14 protein-coding genes and 2 tRNA genes are annotated in these 16,912 nt (G+C 63.0%); all 16 read right to left on the bottom strand.

Going from position 1 to position 16,912, the window contains the following annotated elements; all coding sequences use genetic code 11:
- Positions 1-10: 10 nt before the first annotated feature.
- The 16 genes from arcD to AAHM40_RS03380 all read right to left on the bottom strand — a co-directional run bounded on the left by arcD (position 11) and on the right by AAHM40_RS03380 (position 16,883).
- A complete protein-coding gene (gene arcD, locus AAHM40_RS03305) occupies positions 11-1,438 on the bottom strand; it encodes an arginine-ornithine antiporter (RefSeq protein WP_342243393.1) in 1,428 nt (475 codons plus the stop codon).
- A gap of 879 nt (positions 1,439-2,317) precedes the next feature.
- On the bottom strand, positions 2,318-3,691 hold the full coding sequence (locus tag AAHM40_RS03310) for a sigma-54-dependent transcriptional regulator (protein ID WP_342243394.1): 1,374 nt from the start codon (positions 3,689-3,691) through the stop codon (positions 2,318-2,320).
- Entirely contained in the window at positions 3,688-5,499 is a 1,812-nt protein-coding gene (locus tag AAHM40_RS03315; RefSeq protein ID WP_342243395.1) for a sensor histidine kinase, read from the bottom strand. The genes AAHM40_RS03310 and AAHM40_RS03315 overlap by 4 nt, the downstream gene beginning before the upstream one ends.
- A gap of 137 nt (positions 5,500-5,636) precedes the next feature.
- Positions 5,637-6,500: a dTDP-4-dehydrorhamnose reductase gene (gene rfbD, locus AAHM40_RS03320; RefSeq protein ID WP_342243396.1), complete on the bottom strand. Its 864-nt coding sequence runs from the start codon at positions 6,498-6,500 to the stop codon at positions 5,637-5,639.
- Positions 6,497-7,042, bottom strand: coding sequence for a dTDP-4-dehydrorhamnose 3,5-epimerase (gene rfbC, locus AAHM40_RS03325; RefSeq protein ID WP_342243397.1), 546 nt, complete (start codon positions 7,040-7,042; stop codon positions 6,497-6,499). Before rfbC ends, rfbD begins: the two co-directional genes overlap by 4 nt.
- Positions 7,039-7,911, bottom strand: coding sequence for a glucose-1-phosphate thymidylyltransferase RfbA (gene rfbA / locus AAHM40_RS03330; RefSeq protein ID WP_342243398.1), 873 nt, complete (start codon positions 7,909-7,911; stop codon positions 7,039-7,041). The genes rfbC and rfbA overlap by 4 nt, the downstream gene beginning before the upstream one ends.
- The gene (rfbB, locus tag AAHM40_RS03335) at positions 7,908-8,972 is read right to left on the bottom strand and encodes a dTDP-glucose 4,6-dehydratase (RefSeq protein WP_342243399.1); all 1,065 of its coding nucleotides are present in this window, start codon (positions 8,970-8,972) and stop codon (positions 7,908-7,910) included. Before rfbB ends, rfbA begins: the two co-directional genes overlap by 4 nt.
- Before the next feature lie 225 nt (positions 8,973-9,197).
- Positions 9,198-9,273: transfer RNA gene (locus tag AAHM40_RS03340), tRNA-Thr, on the bottom strand.
- 292 nt (positions 9,274-9,565) lie between these two features.
- On the bottom strand, positions 9,566-10,780 hold the full coding sequence (locus AAHM40_RS03345) for a methyltransferase (protein WP_342243400.1): 1,215 nt from the start codon (positions 10,778-10,780) through the stop codon (positions 9,566-9,568).
- 87 nt (positions 10,781-10,867) lie between these two features.
- On the bottom strand, positions 10,868-11,557 hold the full coding sequence (locus AAHM40_RS03350; RefSeq protein ID WP_028629891.1) for an ABC transporter permease: 690 nt from the start codon (positions 11,555-11,557) through the stop codon (positions 10,868-10,870).
- Positions 11,554-12,249 (bottom strand): ABC transporter permease, encoded by a 696-nt coding sequence (locus AAHM40_RS03355; RefSeq protein ID WP_342243401.1) that lies wholly within the window; start codon positions 12,247-12,249, stop codon positions 11,554-11,556. Before AAHM40_RS03355 ends, AAHM40_RS03350 begins: the two co-directional genes overlap by 4 nt.
- A gap of 47 nt (positions 12,250-12,296) precedes the next feature.
- Positions 12,297-13,049: an ABC transporter substrate-binding protein gene (locus AAHM40_RS03360; protein WP_028629889.1), complete on the bottom strand. Its 753-nt coding sequence runs from the start codon at positions 13,047-13,049 to the stop codon at positions 12,297-12,299.
- Positions 13,050-13,068: 19 nt separating this feature from the next.
- Entirely contained in the window at positions 13,069-13,842 is a 774-nt protein-coding gene (locus tag AAHM40_RS03365; protein ID WP_342243402.1) for an ABC transporter ATP-binding protein, read from the bottom strand.
- Between the two features lie 245 nt (positions 13,843-14,087).
- Positions 14,088-16,088 (bottom strand): putative bifunctional diguanylate cyclase/phosphodiesterase, encoded by a 2,001-nt coding sequence (locus AAHM40_RS03370; protein WP_342243403.1) that lies wholly within the window; start codon positions 16,086-16,088, stop codon positions 14,088-14,090.
- A 6-nt stretch (positions 16,089-16,094) separates the two neighbouring features.
- Positions 16,095-16,646 (bottom strand): heme NO-binding domain-containing protein, encoded by a 552-nt coding sequence (locus AAHM40_RS03375; protein ID WP_342243404.1) that lies wholly within the window; start codon positions 16,644-16,646, stop codon positions 16,095-16,097.
- Between the two features lie 161 nt (positions 16,647-16,807).
- Positions 16,808-16,883: transfer RNA gene (locus AAHM40_RS03380), tRNA-Phe, on the bottom strand.
- Between the last annotated feature and the right edge of the window lie 29 nt (positions 16,884-16,912).

Genomic DNA, 16,912 nt, shown 5'->3' on the forward strand with positions numbered 1-16,912 from the left:
TCCTTACGGGTTACAGGGTCAGGAAGCCGTCGTAGAGCCCGTAGGCGGCCACGAGCGCGCCGATTACCACGGCGGCGAAGATCAGCTTCTCGACATTGGTGAATACCGGTTGGCCAACTTCCCGTTTGGCCTTGGCGAACAGAATCACGCCTGGTGCGTAAAGCAGGGCGGAGAGCAGCAGGTACTTCACACCACCGGCGTACAGCAGCCAGACGGCGTAAATCAGCGCGATGGCCGCGATGATCAGGTCTTTGTTCCGGTCCGAGGCGTCCTGTTCGTAGCCTTCGCCACGCAGGGGAAGCAGAAACGCGTAGGCGGCGGACCAGAGGTAGGGCACCAGGATCATGGAGGTGGCCAGGTAGATCAGCGACAGGTAGGTGCTGGCGCTGAACAGCGTGATGATCAGGAAAATCTGCACCATCGCGTTGGTCAGCCACAGGGCGTTGGCCGGGACCTGGTTGGCGTTCTCCTTGCGGATGAAGGCCGGCATGGTGTGGTCCTTGGCTGCGGCGAAGAGGATCTCGGCGCAGAGCAGCACCCAGGAAAGCAGGGCGCCGACCAGGGAGATGACCAGGCCGACGCTGATCAGCACCGCGCCCCAGTCGCCGACCACGTGCTTGAGCACAGCCGCCATCGAGGGGTTCTGCAGCTTGGCCAGTTCAGGCTGGGTCATGATGCCGAGGGACAGCACGTTCACCAGTACCAGCAGCAACAGCACGATGATGAAGCCCAGCACGGTGGCTTTGCCCACATCGCTGCGCTTCTCGGCGCGAGCGGAGAAGATGCTCGCGCCCTCGATGCCGATGAACACCCAGACGGTGACCAGCATCATGTTGCGCACCTGGTTCATCACGCTGCCCAGCTCGATGTTCTTCGAACCCCAGATGTCAGCGGTGAAGATGTCCAGCTTGAAGGCGAACAGGCAGATGAGGATGAACAGGAACAGCGGCACCACCTTGGCGATGGTGGTCACCAGGTTGATGAAGGCCGCTTCTTTGATCCCGCGCAGCACCAGGAAATGCACGGCCCAGAGGACGATGGAGGCGCCGATGATGGCCGCCAGCGTGTTGCCCTCGCCGAAGATCGGGAAGAAGTACCCGAGGGTACTGAACAACAGCACGAAGTAACCGACGTTGCCCAGCCAGGCACTGATCCAGTAGCCCCAGGCCGAGGAGAAACCCATGTAGTCGCCGAAGCCCGCCTTGGCGTAGGCGTACACCCCGCCGTCGAGGTCTGGTTTGCGGTTGGCCAGGGTCTGGAAGACGAATGCCAGGGTGAGCATGCCCACCGCAGTAATGCCCCAGCCGATGAGGATGGCGCCGACATCGGCACTGGCTGCCATATTCTGCGGCAAGGAGAAAATACCCCCGCCCACCATTGAGCCGACAACAAGGGCCACTAAGGCGCCTAGTTTAAGTTTGTCGGACGATTCTGACATTTTGCACCTCCATCCTGAGTAGGAACTGTGCTCATTGAGCGCGCAGTCTTTTGACTGCGTTCTGATCCAGATCAATAGCTGGCTAATGTGTCATTCTGACAATTTCCTTACTGTCGTGGAGGGAAGGTGATTACTGCGGATTGCGGCTCAGGACTAGCAATCTAGAGGGTTTGGCAGGCCATCCCAGGCGGCGCCTAATACAAACTAGTCGGTTTTTAGGGCCCTTCAAGTTGCAACTTGCATGGCATTGATTTCTACGGGAAAGCACCATTTTTCTTGTAGGAAAATGGTGAGTTCAACCCGTCTATTTCGCTATAAGTGGTGATTTTTTAATTAGGAAAGCCGTGAAATTTCGGCAAGAGAAATTACTTCCAGGTGCGGGCACATTGCCATCGATCGAGCGTCTGTTAGGCGAGGTCAGGATTATGAAATGGCGTTGAATTACGAACTTGAGAGACGCGAAACGCGTCAGTTCGTGAACTTAGAAGTGCATGGGCAAAATGCCGGGAAGTCGGTGCGCGACCGGCCGTAGACTGCGGCTGAGTATCAGCGACCGCCCGTTCGGGTGTTTTGCTCCGGCTCATCGCCCCGCGTCTTGCGCGCATGAAAAAGCCCGGCGCAGGGCCGGGCTCGTTCGGACACCCGGCGGGTAGCCAGGTGTTGCCGCGGGTCAGTACCCGACGGCGATCATGAGAGGACCCCGTGGCTGGCTTGTGGCCAGGTCGGAGAGAGGTCAGACACTTGCGAGCCCAGCCTCCTGCCCCTGCACCAGGCAGGGATTGTTTCTCGAAGCGCAAGCCTTGTGCCATTGCGGCGAAACCGCTCTGTTTCGGGCTTTCGCGCCAGCTCGGATGTACCGGCTGAGCGGATTATTGCCGATCAATCCTGCTCATCGGCGGGATTTCCGCCACTGAAGCTGAGGTTGTGCTTGCGCAGCTTGTCGGAGAGGGTCTTGCGCGGCAGGCCAAGGGCTTCGGCCACGCTGCGCAGCGAGCCGTGGGGGCGGGTCAGCTCGGCGGCGATCAGTGCGCGCTCGAAGGCTTCCACCTGTTCGCTGAGGCCACCTTCCACTTTCGGCAGGTCCATCGGCGTGTTGTCCAGGGCCAGGTCCAGGCCGAGGGCAAAGCGTTCCGCGGCGTTCTGCAGCTCGCGCACGTTGCCCGGCCAGGCGTGGGTCAGGAGCAGTGCACGCTGGCTGCTGTCGAGGCTGCGCAGGGCCATCCCATGACGGCCACGCGCTGCGTCGGCGAAGTGCTGGAACAACGTCAAGGCGTCCTCACCGCGTTCGCGCAGTGGCGGAATGCGCAGGCTTGCGACGTTCAGGCGGTAATAAAGGTCGGCGCGGAAGCGGCCCTGGTCGGCGGCCTGGCGCAGGTCTTCCTTGGTGGCGGCGATCACGCGGATATCCAGGGGGATCAGCTGGTTGGCGCCCAGGCGCTCCACCACGCGTTCCTGCAGCATGCGCAGCAGTTTGACCTGGACGTCCAGGCTCATGCTCTCGATTTCGTCGAGGAATACGGTGCCGCCATTGGCGAACTCGAACTTCCCAATGCGGCGTTTCTGCGCACCGGTGAACGCCCCCTGCTCGTGGCCGAACAGCTCGCTCTCCACCACTGACTCGGCCAGGGCGCCGGCGTTGATGGCGACAAAGGGGCCATCACGGCGTGCCGACAGGTCGTGCAGGGCGCGCGCCACGACCTCCTTGCCGGCGCCGGTTTCGCCGAGGATGAGCACGTCCGCGTTGGTGGCGGCCAGGGCGCCGATCTGTTCACGCAGGCGTTGCATTGCCGGTGATTGCCCGACCAGGCGGCCGCTGAGCTGTTGGCGATCGGACAGGGCCAGGCGCAGGCTACGGTTCTCCAGCACCAGGCGGCGCAGATCCAGCGCGCGGCGCACGCTGTCCAACAACTGATCGCTGGGGAAGGGCTTTTCCAGGAAGTCGTAGGCGCCGGCACGCATGGCCTGCACCGCCAGCGGCACGTCGCCGTGGCCGGTGATCAGCAGGACCGGCAGGTCAGGGTCGCGCTCGCGCAGCTGGCGCAGCAACTCCAGGCCATCGATGCCGGGCATGCGGATATCGGTGACCACCACGCCGGGCCAGTCTTTTTCGATCTTCTCCGCCACACCTTGGGCGTCGCCCAGGGCCTGCACCTTGAGGCCGGCCAGGTCTAGGGTCTGGCTAAGGGCCTGGCGCAGGTGCGGGTCGTCATCGATCAGCAACACCTGGGTGCGGGCGTCTAGGGCGTTGGTCATGCAGAGAGGTCCTCGGGGGGCTGTGGGATGACGCCCGGAGCGGCGTTGCGCAGGCGTAGGGTCAGCAAGGCGCCGCCGTCGGGGTGGTTGGCGAGCAGCAACTCGCCGCCGAGGGCGCGCATCAGGCTATCGCAGATGGCCAGGCCCAGGCCAAGGCCCTGAGCGCTGGTCTTGGTCGTGAAGAAAGGCTCGCGAGCATGGCGCAAGGCGTCTTCGGAGAATCCGGGGCCGTTGTCGCGCAAGTACAGGTTGACCCCCTCCGCCGTGGTTTCGGCGCTGAGCCAGATGCGCCGTGGCTGGGGCTTTTCCTTCAAGGCGTCGAGGGCATTGGCGAGCAGGTTGCCGAGCACCTGGCGCAGGCGGGTTTCGCCAGCCTGGACCCAGAGCGGTGCGTCAGGCAGGTCGCGGATCAGTTCCACGTCCATGGCGCGGCGGCGTTTGGCCAGCAGGGCCAAGGCGTCGTCCAGGGCGGGTTGCAGCGCGACGCTCTCCGGCGCGTGCCGGTCGCGACGGGCGAAGGCGCGCAGGTGGGCGATGATCGAGGCCATCCGGCCAGTCAGCTCGCTGATCTGGCGCAGATTGCCGCGGGCGTCGTCGAAGCGCTCGTGGTCCAGCAGGACGCCGGCGTTGTCGGCGTAGCTGCGGATGGCCGCCAGGGGCTGGTTCAGCTCGTGGCTGATGCTCGCCGACATGGTGCCGAGCGCGGAGAGCTTGCTGGCCTGCACCAGCTCGTCCTGGGCGCGCACCAGCTCTTGCTGGGCCTGTTCACGTTCCAGCACTTCGTCCTTCAGCCGGCTGTTCAAGGCTTCGAGGTCCTGGGTGCGTTCCTGCACGCGCATCTCCAGTTCGTGGCGGGCGCGGGCGTCGAGGGCGATACGGTCGAGGTAGTGGCGGCGGCGTTGCATCATCAGGCCGAGCAGCAACAGCAGGGTCAGCAGGGTGGCGCCGCCGATGGCGACCGTGGTCGTCACCTGGCGATCCACCAGTTGGCGCGGGGCGAGGATGCTGGCGGTCAGGCCGGTTTCCTGCAGCTCTCGGCTCTGGGTCATCCAGGCGCTGTCATCGAGCTTGAGCGGCGGCGGTGATTGCGTCGGATAGGGTTGGTTGGCGGCAATGGCAGCGCGCTCGGCATTGTCCAGCGATCGCGTGGCGTGGAAGCGCCAGTCGCTGCGTGAGGAGATGATCACCACGCCGTTGGCGTCAGTCACCATGAGCTGCTCCGGGGTATTGCCCCACAGCGTCTCGGCATCGTCCAGGTCCACCTTCACCACCAGGATGCCGATGATCCGTGCCCCATCGCGCACCGGACTGGCGAAGAAGTAGCCGCGCTTGCGCGAGGTGGTTCCCAGGCCGAAGAAGCGACCCTGCTTGCCGGACAAGGCTTCGCGGAAGTAGGGGCGGAAGGTGAAGTTGCGGCCGACGAAGCTGTCGGACTGATCCCAGTTGGAGGAGCTCAGGGTGAGGCCTGCGGGGCTCATCAGGTAGATCACGTCGGCGCCCGTGTCCTGACGGACCTCGGCCAGCACGCGATTGGCTTCAGCCTGCAGGGCCGCGCTGTCCGGTGCCGCCAGCAGATCGCGCAGCGGCGGCAGGTCGGCCAGGATGGGCGGCAGTACCTCGTAACGGTGCAGAGTGCCCAGCAGGTTGGCGACGTAGAGGTCCAGGGTCTGGCGATTCTGCTCAGCCAGGGACTCGCTGTAGTAGCGCTCGCTGAAGTGCTGCAGCGGCCACAACAGTGGCGCCAACAGCAGCGCCAGCAGCACCAGGCTGCGCCAACGTGGGCGGTGGGGAGTGGGGATGGCTGTCATGCGGTCACTGTGCGCCGGTCGATGAGGCGCATTATGGCACCGCGGCAGCGGGCTGTTGCCAGGAAAGTCCCGCGCGGAGAAGAGTGGGAGCGCGCTTGCTGCGAAGATTCGCGAGCAAGCTCGCTCCTACGTTGGCGTCAGCTTCGGCGGAGGCATTCCGCCAGGGCGACGCGCCAGTCTGGCAGGGCTACCTGCCAGTCCCGCTGCAGCTTGCTGCCGTCGAGTCGCGAATTTAGCGGGCGCTTCGCCGGCGTTGGGTACTCGCTGGAGGGGATAGCCACCAGGCGTGCGCAGGGCTTGCCGGCGGCCTTCAACTGCTCGGCGATGGCGCTGGCAAAACCGAACCAGGAGGTCTCGCCCTGATTGGTCAGGTGGTAGACGCCCCAGTGCTGGTTGCCCGCCTGCCACTGCTCGATCAGTTGAACGGTTGCCTGGGCAATGCTGCCTGCCCAAGTCGGCGCGCCAACCTGGTCGTCCACCACGCGCAGCTCTTCGCGCTCTTGCAGCAGGCGCTGCATGGTGAGCAGGAAGTTGCGTCCGTGCAGGGAGTAAACCCAGCTGGTGCGCAGGATCAGGTGCTGGCCGCCGACCGCCTGGATTGCCTGTTCGCCGGCCAGTTTGCTGCTGCCATAGACACCCAGTGGATGGGTCGCGTCGTCCTCGGTATACAGGCCGTCCTTGTCGCCGTCATAGACGTAGTCGGTGGAGTAATGAATCAGCGGAATGCCTAGAGCGGCTGCCTCTACAGCAAGCACGCCGGGGGCCGTTGCATTTATGGCAAAGGCCGCTTCCGAATCGTTCTCGGCCTGGTCAACCGCGGTATAGGCCGCAGCATTGATCAGCAGGTCGGGCGCCTGGGCACGCACGTACTGGCGAACTCGCTCGGGATTGGCCAGGTCGAGCTGCTCGCGCCCAAGGGCAATGACTTCTGCCTTGCCGGCCAGGGCGAGCTGGAGCTCCTGAGCCACCTGGCCGTTGTTGCCTGTAATGAGGATCTTCATTCGAACAGGTCCGCGTCCTTGAAGTTGACTCCAGCCTTGTCCTTGGCGGACAGCTGTGGCGCTTCGGCGAGCGGCCAGTCGATCGCCAGGTCCGGGTCATCCCAGCGGATGCAACGCTCGTGTTCGGGAGCGTAGTAGTCCGTGGTCTTGTAGAGGAATTCGGCGTACTCGCTCAGGACCACGAAGCCGTGGGCGAAGCCTTCCGGAACCCAGAGTTGACGCTTGTTCTCCGCGGAGAGATGCACGCCGACCCAGCGACCGAAGGTCGGGGAGCTACGGCGGATGTCTACCGTGACGTCGAACACTTCGCCATCGACCACTCGCACCAGCTTCCCTTGGGCCTGTTGCAGCTGATAGTGGAGGCCGCGAAGGACGCCGCGCTGGGAACGCGAATGGTTGTCCTGCACGAAGTCGCGCTCTACACCGGTCGCTTCGGCGAAGGTGCGGGCGTTGAAGCTTTCATAGAAGAAGCCGCGCTCGTCGCCGAAGACTTTGGGTTCGAGGATGAGGACTTCAGGGATGGCGGTTGGAATCGCTCTCACGCTTTCTCTCCCGCGATATCGAACAGGTACTGGCCGTAGCCGGTCTTGCCGAACGCCTTGGCACGGACCAGCAATTGCGCCTTGTCGATCCAGCGGTTCTGGTAGGCGATCTCTTCCAGGCATGCAACCTTCAAACCTTGGCGGTGCTCGATGGTCTGGACGTACTGGGAGGCTTCCAGGAGGCTGTCGTGGGTTCCGGTATCCAACCAGGCAAAGCCACGGCCAAAGCGCTCCACGCGCAAATCACCCCGACGCAAGTAGGCGTTGTTTACGTCCGTGATTTCGAGCTCGCCGCGCAGGGAGGGCTTCACCGCCTTGGCGACGCGGATCACGTCGTTGTCGTAGAAATACAGGCCGGTGACGGCATAACTCGATTTCGGCTTGGCGGGTTTCTCTTCGATCGAGACCGCATGACCGTACTCATCGAACTCCACAACGCCAAAGCGTTCAGGATCCTTTACCCAATAACCGAAGACCGTGGCTCCGTTGGAGGACTGGGCTGCACGCTTGAGCTTCTCGGTGAAGTGCTGGCCGTGGAAGATGTTGTCGCCCAGGATCAGGCAGACCGAATCCCTGCCGATGAATTCTTCGCCGATCAGGAAGGCCTGGGCCAGGCCATCCGGAGAGGGTTGTTCGGCATAACTGAATTGCACGCCGAACTGGCTGCCGTCGCCCAGCAGATTGCGGTATTGGGGTAAGTCCTGGGGCGTGGAAATGATCAGAATCTCGCGGATACCGGCAAGCATCAGTACCGAGAGCGGGTAGTAGATCATCGGCTTGTCGTAGATCGGCAGCAGCTGCTTGGAAACGCCCAGGGTAATAGGGTGCAGGCGAGTGCCCGAGCCTCCGGCGAGGACTATCCCTTTCATGCGGATGCTCCCAGTCGTTCGCGTTGGTAACTGCCATCCTGGACACGACGGCTCCACTCCATATTGTCGAGGTACCAACGGACGGTTTTGCGCAGACCGGTCTCGAAGGTTTCCTGGGGCGTCCAGCCAAGCTCACGCTCGATCTTGCTGGCGTCGATGGCGTAACGCACGTCGTGACCGGGGCGGTCCTTGACGTAGGTGATCAGCTCTTCGAAGTGGGTGATTCCCGCCGGCTTCTGCGGCGCCAACTCTTCCAGCAGGGCACAGATGGCACGGACCACATCGAGGTTCTTCTGCTCGTTGTGTCCGCCGATGTTGTAGGTCTCGCCCACTTCGCCGCGGGAGACGACTTCGAGCAGGGCTCGAGCGTGGTCCTCGACGAACAGCCAGTCACGGATCTGCTGGCCATTGCCGTAAACCGGCAGCGGCTTACCCTCAAGGGCGTTGAGGATCATCAACGGGATCAGCTTCTCGGGGAAATGATAGGGGCCGTAGTTGTTCGAGCAATTGGTCAGCAGTACCGGCAGCCCGTAGGTGCGGTGCCAGGCGCGAACCAGATGGTCGGACGCGGCCTTGCTGGCCGAGTAGGGCGAGCTGGGTGCATAGGGCGTGGTTTCGGTGAACAGGTCGTCCACACCGTGCAGGTCGCCATACACCTCGTCGGTGGAAATGTGATGGAAGCGGAAGGCCGCTTTACGTTCTGCGTCCAGACCAAGCCAATAGGCGCGTACGCTCTCCAGCAGGCTGTAGGTTCCGACGATGTTGGTCTGGATGAAAGCCGCCGGCCCGTCGATGGAGCGGTCGACGTGAGATTCGGCGGCCAGGTGCATCACGGCATCGGGCTGGAAGCGAGCAAGCGCTTCGCCGATCGCCTGGTTATCAGCAATGTCTGCCTGGAGGAACTGGTAGCGCGGATTATCCGAGACCGAAGTCAGGGATTCGAGGTTGCCGGCGTAGGTGAGTTTGTCGAGGTTCAGTACCTCGTGCTGGGTCTCGGTCAGTAAGTGGCGAATGAGAGCTGAGCCAATGAAGCCGGCTCCACCGGTGACCAGGATGCGCATATTCCATGTCCTGAAGATTTCGAATGGCGCATAGCTTGTTGGCAGTGGCGGGCTGATGCAAGTCCACCGGACAGAAATGCAACGTCGTTGCGCCGATTGGCTCGTGGAGCGCAGTGCTGACAACAGGATGGATTGAAGTGGGTTGGAACGCCGCTTTGCTTCTAGCCAGGCGGTGTGGTCCTGCAAACAAAAAGGCCTCGCATCGCTGCGAGGCCTTCTTTTATATGGTGCCGGCACCAGGAATCGAACCCGGGACCTACTGATTACAAGTCAGTTGCTCTACCAGCTGAGCTATACCGGCCAGGAGGGCGGCCATTATAGCGATTGGGCGCCGCGAGTAAACCTCTGTAAGCGAGCTTCAAGCAGCTTTGAGCATCAGCATGGCGTGGCTTATTCACAAAGATGATCTTTCTTGCGCGGTTGTGCTTGAAATTTGTGCGCTACATCTCGGATTTCGTCAAGTGGTTGTTTTTATTGGCGCTTTATCTGTTGTCCAGAAAATGCTCAACGCTTGCTGGTTGCGCAGGGTGGGGCCTTACAGTGAGTTGCCCAGATTTCATCAACAAAGTTATCCACAGGTTCTGTGGGTAAGCTCAGCGTTCTGCCAAAAGCAGGACGTTCCGTGGGGTGAGTTGGGATGAGCAGAAGCTGCCGAGCTTCACTTGGTAGCCTTGTTCTTCGAGAAACAGGGCTCGGTCCAGCAGCAGCCAGATTTCCATGGGGCGGCGGAACAGGCTACGGGAGAGTTCCAGGTTGCGTACCACGGCAAGGCGTTGCCAACCCGCGGCCTCCAGCGTGTTCCAGTCCCGTGGCTGCGGTTGCGGGAGGCCCTTGAGCGCGCAGAGGTCCCGGCAGTACAAGGCGAACGGCTTAGCCAACCAACTCGTGGCGAGGGAGGGTGTCGGCAGGTACTGATCTTCGCCGCGCAGTTCGCGCTGTAAGAGGTCGAAGGCCAGGCGGCGGGCCATGGATTGGTCGCGTTGGCGCCGCACGCGGGCGCCAGCGGTGACGGTCTCGCTCATTGGCAGGCGCAGGTCGGCGTGGCTGAGGCGCAGTGCGGAGGCTGATGCTGTCGTGGACAGTGGCTGATAGTCCGGTGTTTGAATGCGGTTGTAGCAGCAGGGTGCTATGGCCAGTTGCCGGCAGCCGGCCGCGTTGGCCAGTTGCAGCAGGCGTACGTGCAGGTCGCCGCAGGCGTGAAGGGCTACCACTGTGTGCTCGGGCGCGAGGTGCTGTACGGCGTCATCGGCCAAGGCATCCTGCTGGTGATGATTGGCGACAAGCCCCAGGCGCTGGCTGAGTTGCTGGCCGCTGGCAACCAGTTGCGGGTCGAGCTCGATGCAGGTCAGCGATGTGCCGTCATGGGCCAGGCGGCGTCCCAGGTGCCCCTTGCCGGAGCACCAGTCCAGCCAGTGGCCTGGTGCCTGGTCAAACCGCAGGCGGCTGGCGAAGGCGTCGATCTGCTGCCATTTGCGCCCGGGAACGTCCACCGTGAAGCTGTTGGGCACTGCGGCTATCTGCGCTGCGGGCAGCTCGCCGATGCAACTGAGGTCGGCGCACCGCGCTGCAAGCTGTGGATAAGGCGCCGGCGCCTGCAACTGTTCCGGGTTGTTATGAATGGCTTCTGCTTCGGCCAGGGTGCGGCCGCGCAGCCATGCGGCCAGTTCGGGATGCTGGCGTTCCCAGGGCAGTTCCAGCTCGGTGAAGGGCACGGGACGCCAGATGTCCTGTTGCGCGAGGAGTAAGTCGTCCAGGGCGGCGAAGCGTTCCCGCAGGTGCGGGCCTTGGAGGGGCGCAGGATTGGTCATGCTGGCGAGGCGATGGGGGATCAGGGGTGGCGATTATAGCGTCGCCGACAACGCTCCTCTCCCGGGGGGCGAGGAGCGGTCGTGGGCTCAGCGGCCCTGCAGGGCATCCACCCGCAGTTTGCGTTCGAGCAGGCGGAAGGCTCGCACCAGCACGTAGGCAATCAGCAGGTAGAAAAGGCCGGCGGCGAAGAAGATCTCCACCGGCAGGTAGGTGCGGGCGATGATGGTGCGCGCCATGCCGGTGAGTTCCAGCAGGGTGACGGTGCTGGCCAGGGCGCTCGCCTTGACCATCAGGATCACTTCGTTGCTGTAGGCCGGTAGGCCGATGCGCGCCGCACGCGGCAGGATGATGTACACCAATGCCTGGAAGCGTGACATGCCCAGTGCCCGTGCCGCCTCGATTTCGCCCGGCGGTACGGCCTGGATGGCACCACGCAGGATCTCGGCGATGTAGGCCGCGGTGTGCAGCGTCATGGTGATTACAGCGCACCAGAACGGGTCGCGCAGGTACGGCCAGAGCGGGCCCTTGCGCACGGCATCGAACTGGGCCAGGCCGTAGTAGACCAGGAACAGCTGCACCAGCAAGGGCGTGCCGCGGAAGAAGAAGATGTAGCCGTAGGGCAGGGCGCGCACGTACCAATGGCGGGACGCGCGGGCAATGCCCATGGGCAGCGCCAGGATCAGGCCGGCGATCACTGCGATGGCCACCAGCTCCAGGGTGAGGATGGCGCCTTGGGCCAGCTGTGGCAGGTATTTGAGGATGACTTCCCAGTTCATGCTGCGCTCCGCTTGAAGCCACGGCCTGCGCGCTTCTCCAGCCAATGCATGCCGATCATCGCGAGGATGGTCAGGCCCAGGTAGATGAAGGCGGCCACCAGGAAGAAGGTGAAGGGCTCCTTGCTTGAGGTCACGGCGATTTGCGAGCGACGCATGATTTCCTCAAGGCCGATCACGGAAACCAGTGCGGTGTCCTTCATCAGGATCATGAACAGGTTGCCCAGGCCCGGCAGGGCGATACGCCACATTTGCGGCAGGATCACGCGCCAGAGAATGCGGCTCTTGGACAGCCCCAGCGCCATGCCGGCTTCGCGGTGCCCCTTGGGAATGGCCAGGATGGCGCCGCGGAAGACTTCGGTGGCATAGGAGCCGAAGCACAGGCCCAGGGCGATGGTGCCCGCGGCGAAGGCGTTCAGTTCCAGTTCGGGGTAGCCGATCCATTCACCCAGGGCGCGCATCAGGTTGACCGTGCCGAAATAGATCAGCAGCACCCAGAGCAGCTCGGGGACGCCGCGCACAAGTGTGGAGTAGGTGCCGCCCAGCCACTGCAGTGGCTTGAGGGGGGAAGTCCTTGCCAGCGCGCCGAGCAGGCCGAGCACCAGGCCCACCGCAAGCGCAGACAGCGCCAGCTTGATGGTCATGAGGGTGCCCGCGGCCAGGGCCGGGCCGAATCCGTAGAGGTCTAGGGTCATGGGAGCTCAGGCGCCGGTGCCGCGCTGGGCGGCACCGGACGTGCAGGTCAGTAGATGCTGAAGGGGAAGTACTTGTCGTTGATCTTCTTGTAGGTGCCGTCGGCAACGATTTCCTTCAGCGCGGCGTTCAACTTCTCGCGCAGCGGGTCGCCCTTGCGTACGGCGATGGCGATCTTGTCGTTGTCGAACACCGGGTCACCCTTGAACTCGAAGTCCTTGCCGGAGTCGCTCTTCAGCCATTCCCAGTTGACGAACTTGTCGGCCAGTACGCCGTCGAGGCGGCCGGAAGACAGGTCGAGGTAGGCGTTTTCCTGGGTGTCATAGAGTTTGATGTCGACCACGTCAGCCATGTTGTCTTCCAGCCAGGTGCCGGCGATGGTGGCACGCTGTGCGCCGATTACCTTGCCTTTCAGGCTGGCCTTGTCGGTCTTGAAGTCAGAGCTTTTCGGGGCAATGAATTGCAGTTTGTTGGTGTAGTAGGGGTCCGTGAAGTCGACGGCCTGCTTGCGTTCTTCGGTGATGGACATGGAGGCGGCGAGGAAGTCGAACTTCTTGGCGTTCAGGGCGGGAATGATGCCGTCCCAGTCGGAGGTCACCACTTCGCACTCGGCCTTCATCTTGGCGCAGAGGGCCTGGGCGATCTCGACGTCGAAACCGCCGGCCTGGCCGCTGGCGTCGATCAGGTTGAAGGGCGGGTAGGCGCCTTCGGTACCGATCTTCAGCTTGTCGGCGGCGACGGCGCTGGTGCCGAAAGCTAGGGTGGCGGCCGCAGCCAGCAGAATCTTCTTGTAGTTCTTCATTGCGCTCTTGCTCCGTGTTTTAGCGATTGCTGGACATGAATTGTTTACAGCGCGCCGATAGCGGGTTGTCAAATACCTGCTGTGGCGGTCCCTGCTCTTCTACCAGCCCCTGATGCAGGAAAACCACTTCGCTGGAGACATTCCGGGCGAAGTTCATTTCATGGGTGACCAGCAGCATGGTGCGGCCTTCCTCGGCCAGCGCGCGGATCACATTAAGCACTTCTTGTACCATTTCCGGGTCAAGCGCCGAGGTGGGTTCATCGAACAAGATCACCTTCGGTTGCATGGCCAGGGTGCGGGCGATGGCAGCGCGTTGCTGCTGGCCGCCGGAGAGTTGGGTTGGATACACGTGGCGTTTGTCAGCGATGCCGACCTTGGCCAGCAGGGCCTCGGCGATTTCGGTGGCTTCGGCCTTGCTCTGGCCGAGCACGCGACGCGGCGCCTCGATGATGTTGTCGAGCACCGTCATGTGCGGCCAGAGGTTGAAGTTCTGGAAGACGAAGCCGATTTCGCTGCGCATGCGATTGATCTGCTTGCTGTCGGCGGCGACCAGTTCGCCGGTGCGGCTCTGCTTGAGCTTGAGTTCTTCTCCGGCCACCAGGATCTGGCCCTGGTGCGGGTTCTCAAGCAGGTTGATGCAGCGCAGGAAGGTGGACTTGCCGGAGCCAGAGGAGCCGAGGATGGAGATCACGTCACCGTCGTTGGCGGTGAGGGATATGCCCTTGAGCACTTCGAGATCGCCGTAGCGTTTGTGCAAGTTACGGATTTCAAGCGCTGGCGTGGCTTGGGCCATGGGGGGTCCTCTTATTGTTCGGGGGCACTCTGGCGGTGGGGCAGCCTTCCTGGCGAGGGGCAACCTAGCATAGCGCTTTGCCAGGCGAAAGCCGACGGAGAGCCCCTGGATGGTTCTGTGGGCGAGTTTGTCGCATCGCTGCAGTTGCTTGTCGCGGTAGCAGAAACTTGCGGCGCTCGTGCCGAAATGCCCGGATATCGAGCCTTTGCGCCGATCCTTTGTCTTTTTCCTTTGTGATCAACTGGTTACTCGGCTGGCGTGACGAAAGCGCCATTATCGGTCGCGGTTTGTCCATCCGGCTGCGGTCTATCTCTAAGCAGTTTGGTAAGGCTGGGCTCGGGCAGTGGCCGGGCGAAGTAGTAACCCTGGCCAAAGTCGCAGCCCAGGGACTTGAGAATCATCAGGTGCCGTTCGGTTTCGACACCCTCGGCGACCACTTCGAGCCCCAGGTTGCGAGCCAGGTTGAGAATCGTATGCACGATCTGCAAGCTCTCCTCACACTGGTCGAGCTGGGTCAGGAAGGAGCGGTCGATCTTCAGGGCGTCCAGGTGGAAACGGTGCAGGTAGCTCAGGGAGGAGTAACCCGTACCGAAGTCATCGATGCTGATGCGTACCCCCAGCTCATGAAGCTGCTGCAGCACGGTAATGGTCCGCTCGGAGTCGGCCATGGATGCGCTCTCGGTGATTTCCAGGCGTACGCACTCCGGGCGGATGCCGGTCTCGGCGATGATGGCGCCCACTTGGGCGACCAGGTCGTGCTGGGCGAACTGTCGGGCAGAGAGGTTGATGCTTACCGTCAGTGGGGTCGGGCTTGGGAACGCCTGGTGCCAGCGGGCCATGCTGCGGCAGGCTTCGCGCAGCACCCACAAGCCGAGGGGCAGGATAAGGCCGGTGTCTTCGGCGACCTGGATGAAGTCGCCTGGGTAGATCAGCGCTCCCCTTGGTTCCTGCCAGCGTACCAGGGCTTCCACGCCCACCAGCTGTCCGCTGGCCAGGCTCACGATGGGTTGGTAGTGGAGAACGAACTCGCCATTCTGCAGGGCATTGCGCAGGCGCGTTTCCAGGGTCAGGCGACCCACCGCCAAGTCGTGCAGGCTGTGGTCGAACATCTCGTAACGGTGCTTGCCCAGCGTCTTCGCACGGTACATGGCGAGGTCGGCATGGCGCAGGATCTCTTCGGCCGATTCGTAACCCAGGTCGCTGGGGGCGATGCCGATGCTGGCGCTGATGTAGAGCTGCTCGCCGTTGATGAGGAAGGGCGGTTCCAGGGCGTCCAGGATGCGTTCGGCGACCCTTGTTGGTGCGTCGGGGTTGCCGATGCAGTCCAGCAGGATGGTGAACTCGTCGCCCCCCATGCGCGCCAGGGTGTCGGTCTGCCGCAGACAACTTCCCAGGCGCGTGGCGACCTGGATGATCAGCAGGTCGCCGGCCAGGTGTCCGAGGCTGTCGTTCACCAGCTTGAAGCGGTCGAGGTCGATGAACAGCACCGCGAAGGCCGCTTCGCGATGGCGGTTGCAGCGGGCGACGGCGCGGGACAGGCGATCGGAGAAGAGGGCGCGGTTGGGCAGGCCGGTGAGTGGATCGTGGAAGGCGTCGACCAGTTGCTCTTCGGCGCGCTTGCGTTCCACTACCCGGCCCATCTGCACGCCAATCTGTGCCATCAGGTGTAGCAGCCTTTCATCGGGCTCCAGCACGCTGCTGGCAAAGAACTCCAGCACGCCGACTACTTCGCTGCCCACGAGTACCGGAAATGCGGCCGCCGCCCTGAGGCCTGCTTGCCCAGCGGCGTATAAGCGGCAGAAATCCGGGGTCTGGCTGATGTCGGAGATCCATGCCGGCTCGCCGCTGCTGAGCACTCGCCCCGGCAGGCCGTAGCCCGGCGCGAACTCCAGGGACTCGGTTACCTGGCGGAAATCGCGGAAGTGTTGCTCGTCGGCGAAGTGCCAGATGGCGGCTGAACGCAGTCGCGCTTCGCCTTCGACATGCTCGGTCAGGTAGGCGTGGCCGATCTGCCAGCCGGTGTACTGGCAGACGCTGGACACTGTGAAACTGAGGCCGTCGGCTACTGACGCGGCACCGTTGGCGGCGTCTGCGATGGATTCCAGCAACTGCAATTGCTGCTTTTTCTCATAGAGCTCGCGCAGGCCGTGTTCGGCGATCTGCTCTGCTTCCAGGCGTGCCTGGTGTTCACGCTGCAGGCGACGGCGCAGTTTGTCGGCTTCCGGATTGCGCGGTGCGCCGTCCATGGCCGTTCAGCCCCGGCGCTTGCCGTGGAAGGTGATACGGCAGCGGCATTCGACGTCGCCCCGGTGCATGCAGGTGAGGTGGTCGACGCCGAGGGACTCGCCAAAATGCACCGCCGCACCCTCGATGAAGCCATGGGCCAGTGCGCAGAGGCGACGTGGCGAGCGGTAGGTCATCATCAAGGTGCCCTCGGGCTCGTCGCGAAAACCGAAGGTGGGTACATCCGCTCCCGGATAGATCATGCGGACTTCGGGGTGGATGATCTGGTTGACGCTGAGAATGAAGGGATGCGTCGAGCTGTGGGCATCGAAGTAGGCTGGGTAGCGATTGGCCAGAGACGGCATGGCCTCGCGGCCGAACCAGCGCAGCACCTCGAAGGGCGCCATGGCGAGCGTGTCGGCGGCGGCTGCCACCAGGCGGTAGATGTGTTCGTCGGGATAGCTGCCGAGGGCTGTGTAAACGCCGCTCAGGCCGGTGCTGTCCAGCAGGGCGTCCCAGGCATCCTCACCCTGGTGCCGGGTAACCACTTCTTCGAACAGGTTGAAGACGATTCCCTTCATGCTTTCCCCCCGGTGTCCTCGTGTTGGGCTCCCTTGCAGGCCGCCTCGAGGTGCTTCGCAGTGAGGTTAGCAGCGCCGTTCGCATCGTGCGCGGCAGCGGTGTGAGGGGGGCTGAAAACAAAAAGCCCCAGCACATGGCTGGGGCTTTTTGACGGTATTAGTGGTGCCCAGGGACGGAATCGAACCGCCGACACGGGGATTTTCAATCCCCTGCTCTACCGACTGAGCTACCTGGGCAACGGGGCGCTATTAAACGGATTAAGCGG

This window comes from Pseudomonas sp. OTU5201 (assembly GCF_038440135.1).
GTDB classification, from domain to species: domain Bacteria; phylum Pseudomonadota; class Gammaproteobacteria; order Pseudomonadales; family Pseudomonadaceae; genus Metapseudomonas; species Metapseudomonas resinovorans.

Coding starts and splice junctions, on each gene's coding strand:
- arcD (WP_342243393.1), bottom strand. CDS start 1,438: ATGTCAGAATCGTCCGACAAACTTAAACTAGGCGCCTTAGTGGCCCTT.
- AAHM40_RS03310 (WP_342243394.1), bottom strand. CDS start 3,691: ATGACCAACGCCCTAGACGCCCGCACCCAGGTGTTGCTGATCGATGAC.
- AAHM40_RS03315 (WP_342243395.1), bottom strand. CDS start 5,499: ATGACAGCCATCCCCACTCCCCACCGCCCACGTTGGCGCAGCCTGGTG.
- rfbD (WP_342243396.1), bottom strand. CDS start 6,500: ATGAAGATCCTCATTACAGGCAACAACGGCCAGGTGGCTCAGGAGCTC.
- rfbA (WP_342243398.1), bottom strand. CDS start 7,911: ATGAAAGGGATAGTCCTCGCCGGAGGCTCGGGCACTCGCCTGCACCCT.
- rfbB (WP_342243399.1), bottom strand. CDS start 8,972: ATGCGCATCCTGGTCACCGGTGGAGCCGGCTTCATTGGCTCAGCTCTC.
- AAHM40_RS03345 (WP_342243400.1), bottom strand. CDS start 10,780: ATGACCAATCCTGCGCCCCTCCAAGGCCCGCACCTGCGGGAACGCTTC.
- AAHM40_RS03350 (WP_028629891.1), bottom strand. CDS start 11,557: ATGAACTGGGAAGTCATCCTCAAATACCTGCCACAGCTGGCCCAAGGC.
- AAHM40_RS03355 (WP_342243401.1), bottom strand. CDS start 12,249: ATGACCCTAGACCTCTACGGATTCGGCCCGGCCCTGGCCGCGGGCACC.
- AAHM40_RS03360 (WP_028629889.1), bottom strand. CDS start 13,049: ATGAAGAACTACAAGAAGATTCTGCTGGCTGCGGCCGCCACCCTAGCT.
- AAHM40_RS03365 (WP_342243402.1), bottom strand. CDS start 13,842: ATGGCCCAAGCCACGCCAGCGCTTGAAATCCGTAACTTGCACAAACGC.
- AAHM40_RS03370 (WP_342243403.1), bottom strand. CDS start 16,088: ATGGACGGCGCACCGCGCAATCCGGAAGCCGACAAACTGCGCCGTCGC.
- AAHM40_RS03375 (WP_342243404.1), bottom strand. CDS start 16,646: ATGAAGGGAATCGTCTTCAACCTGTTCGAAGAAGTGGTTACCCGGCAC.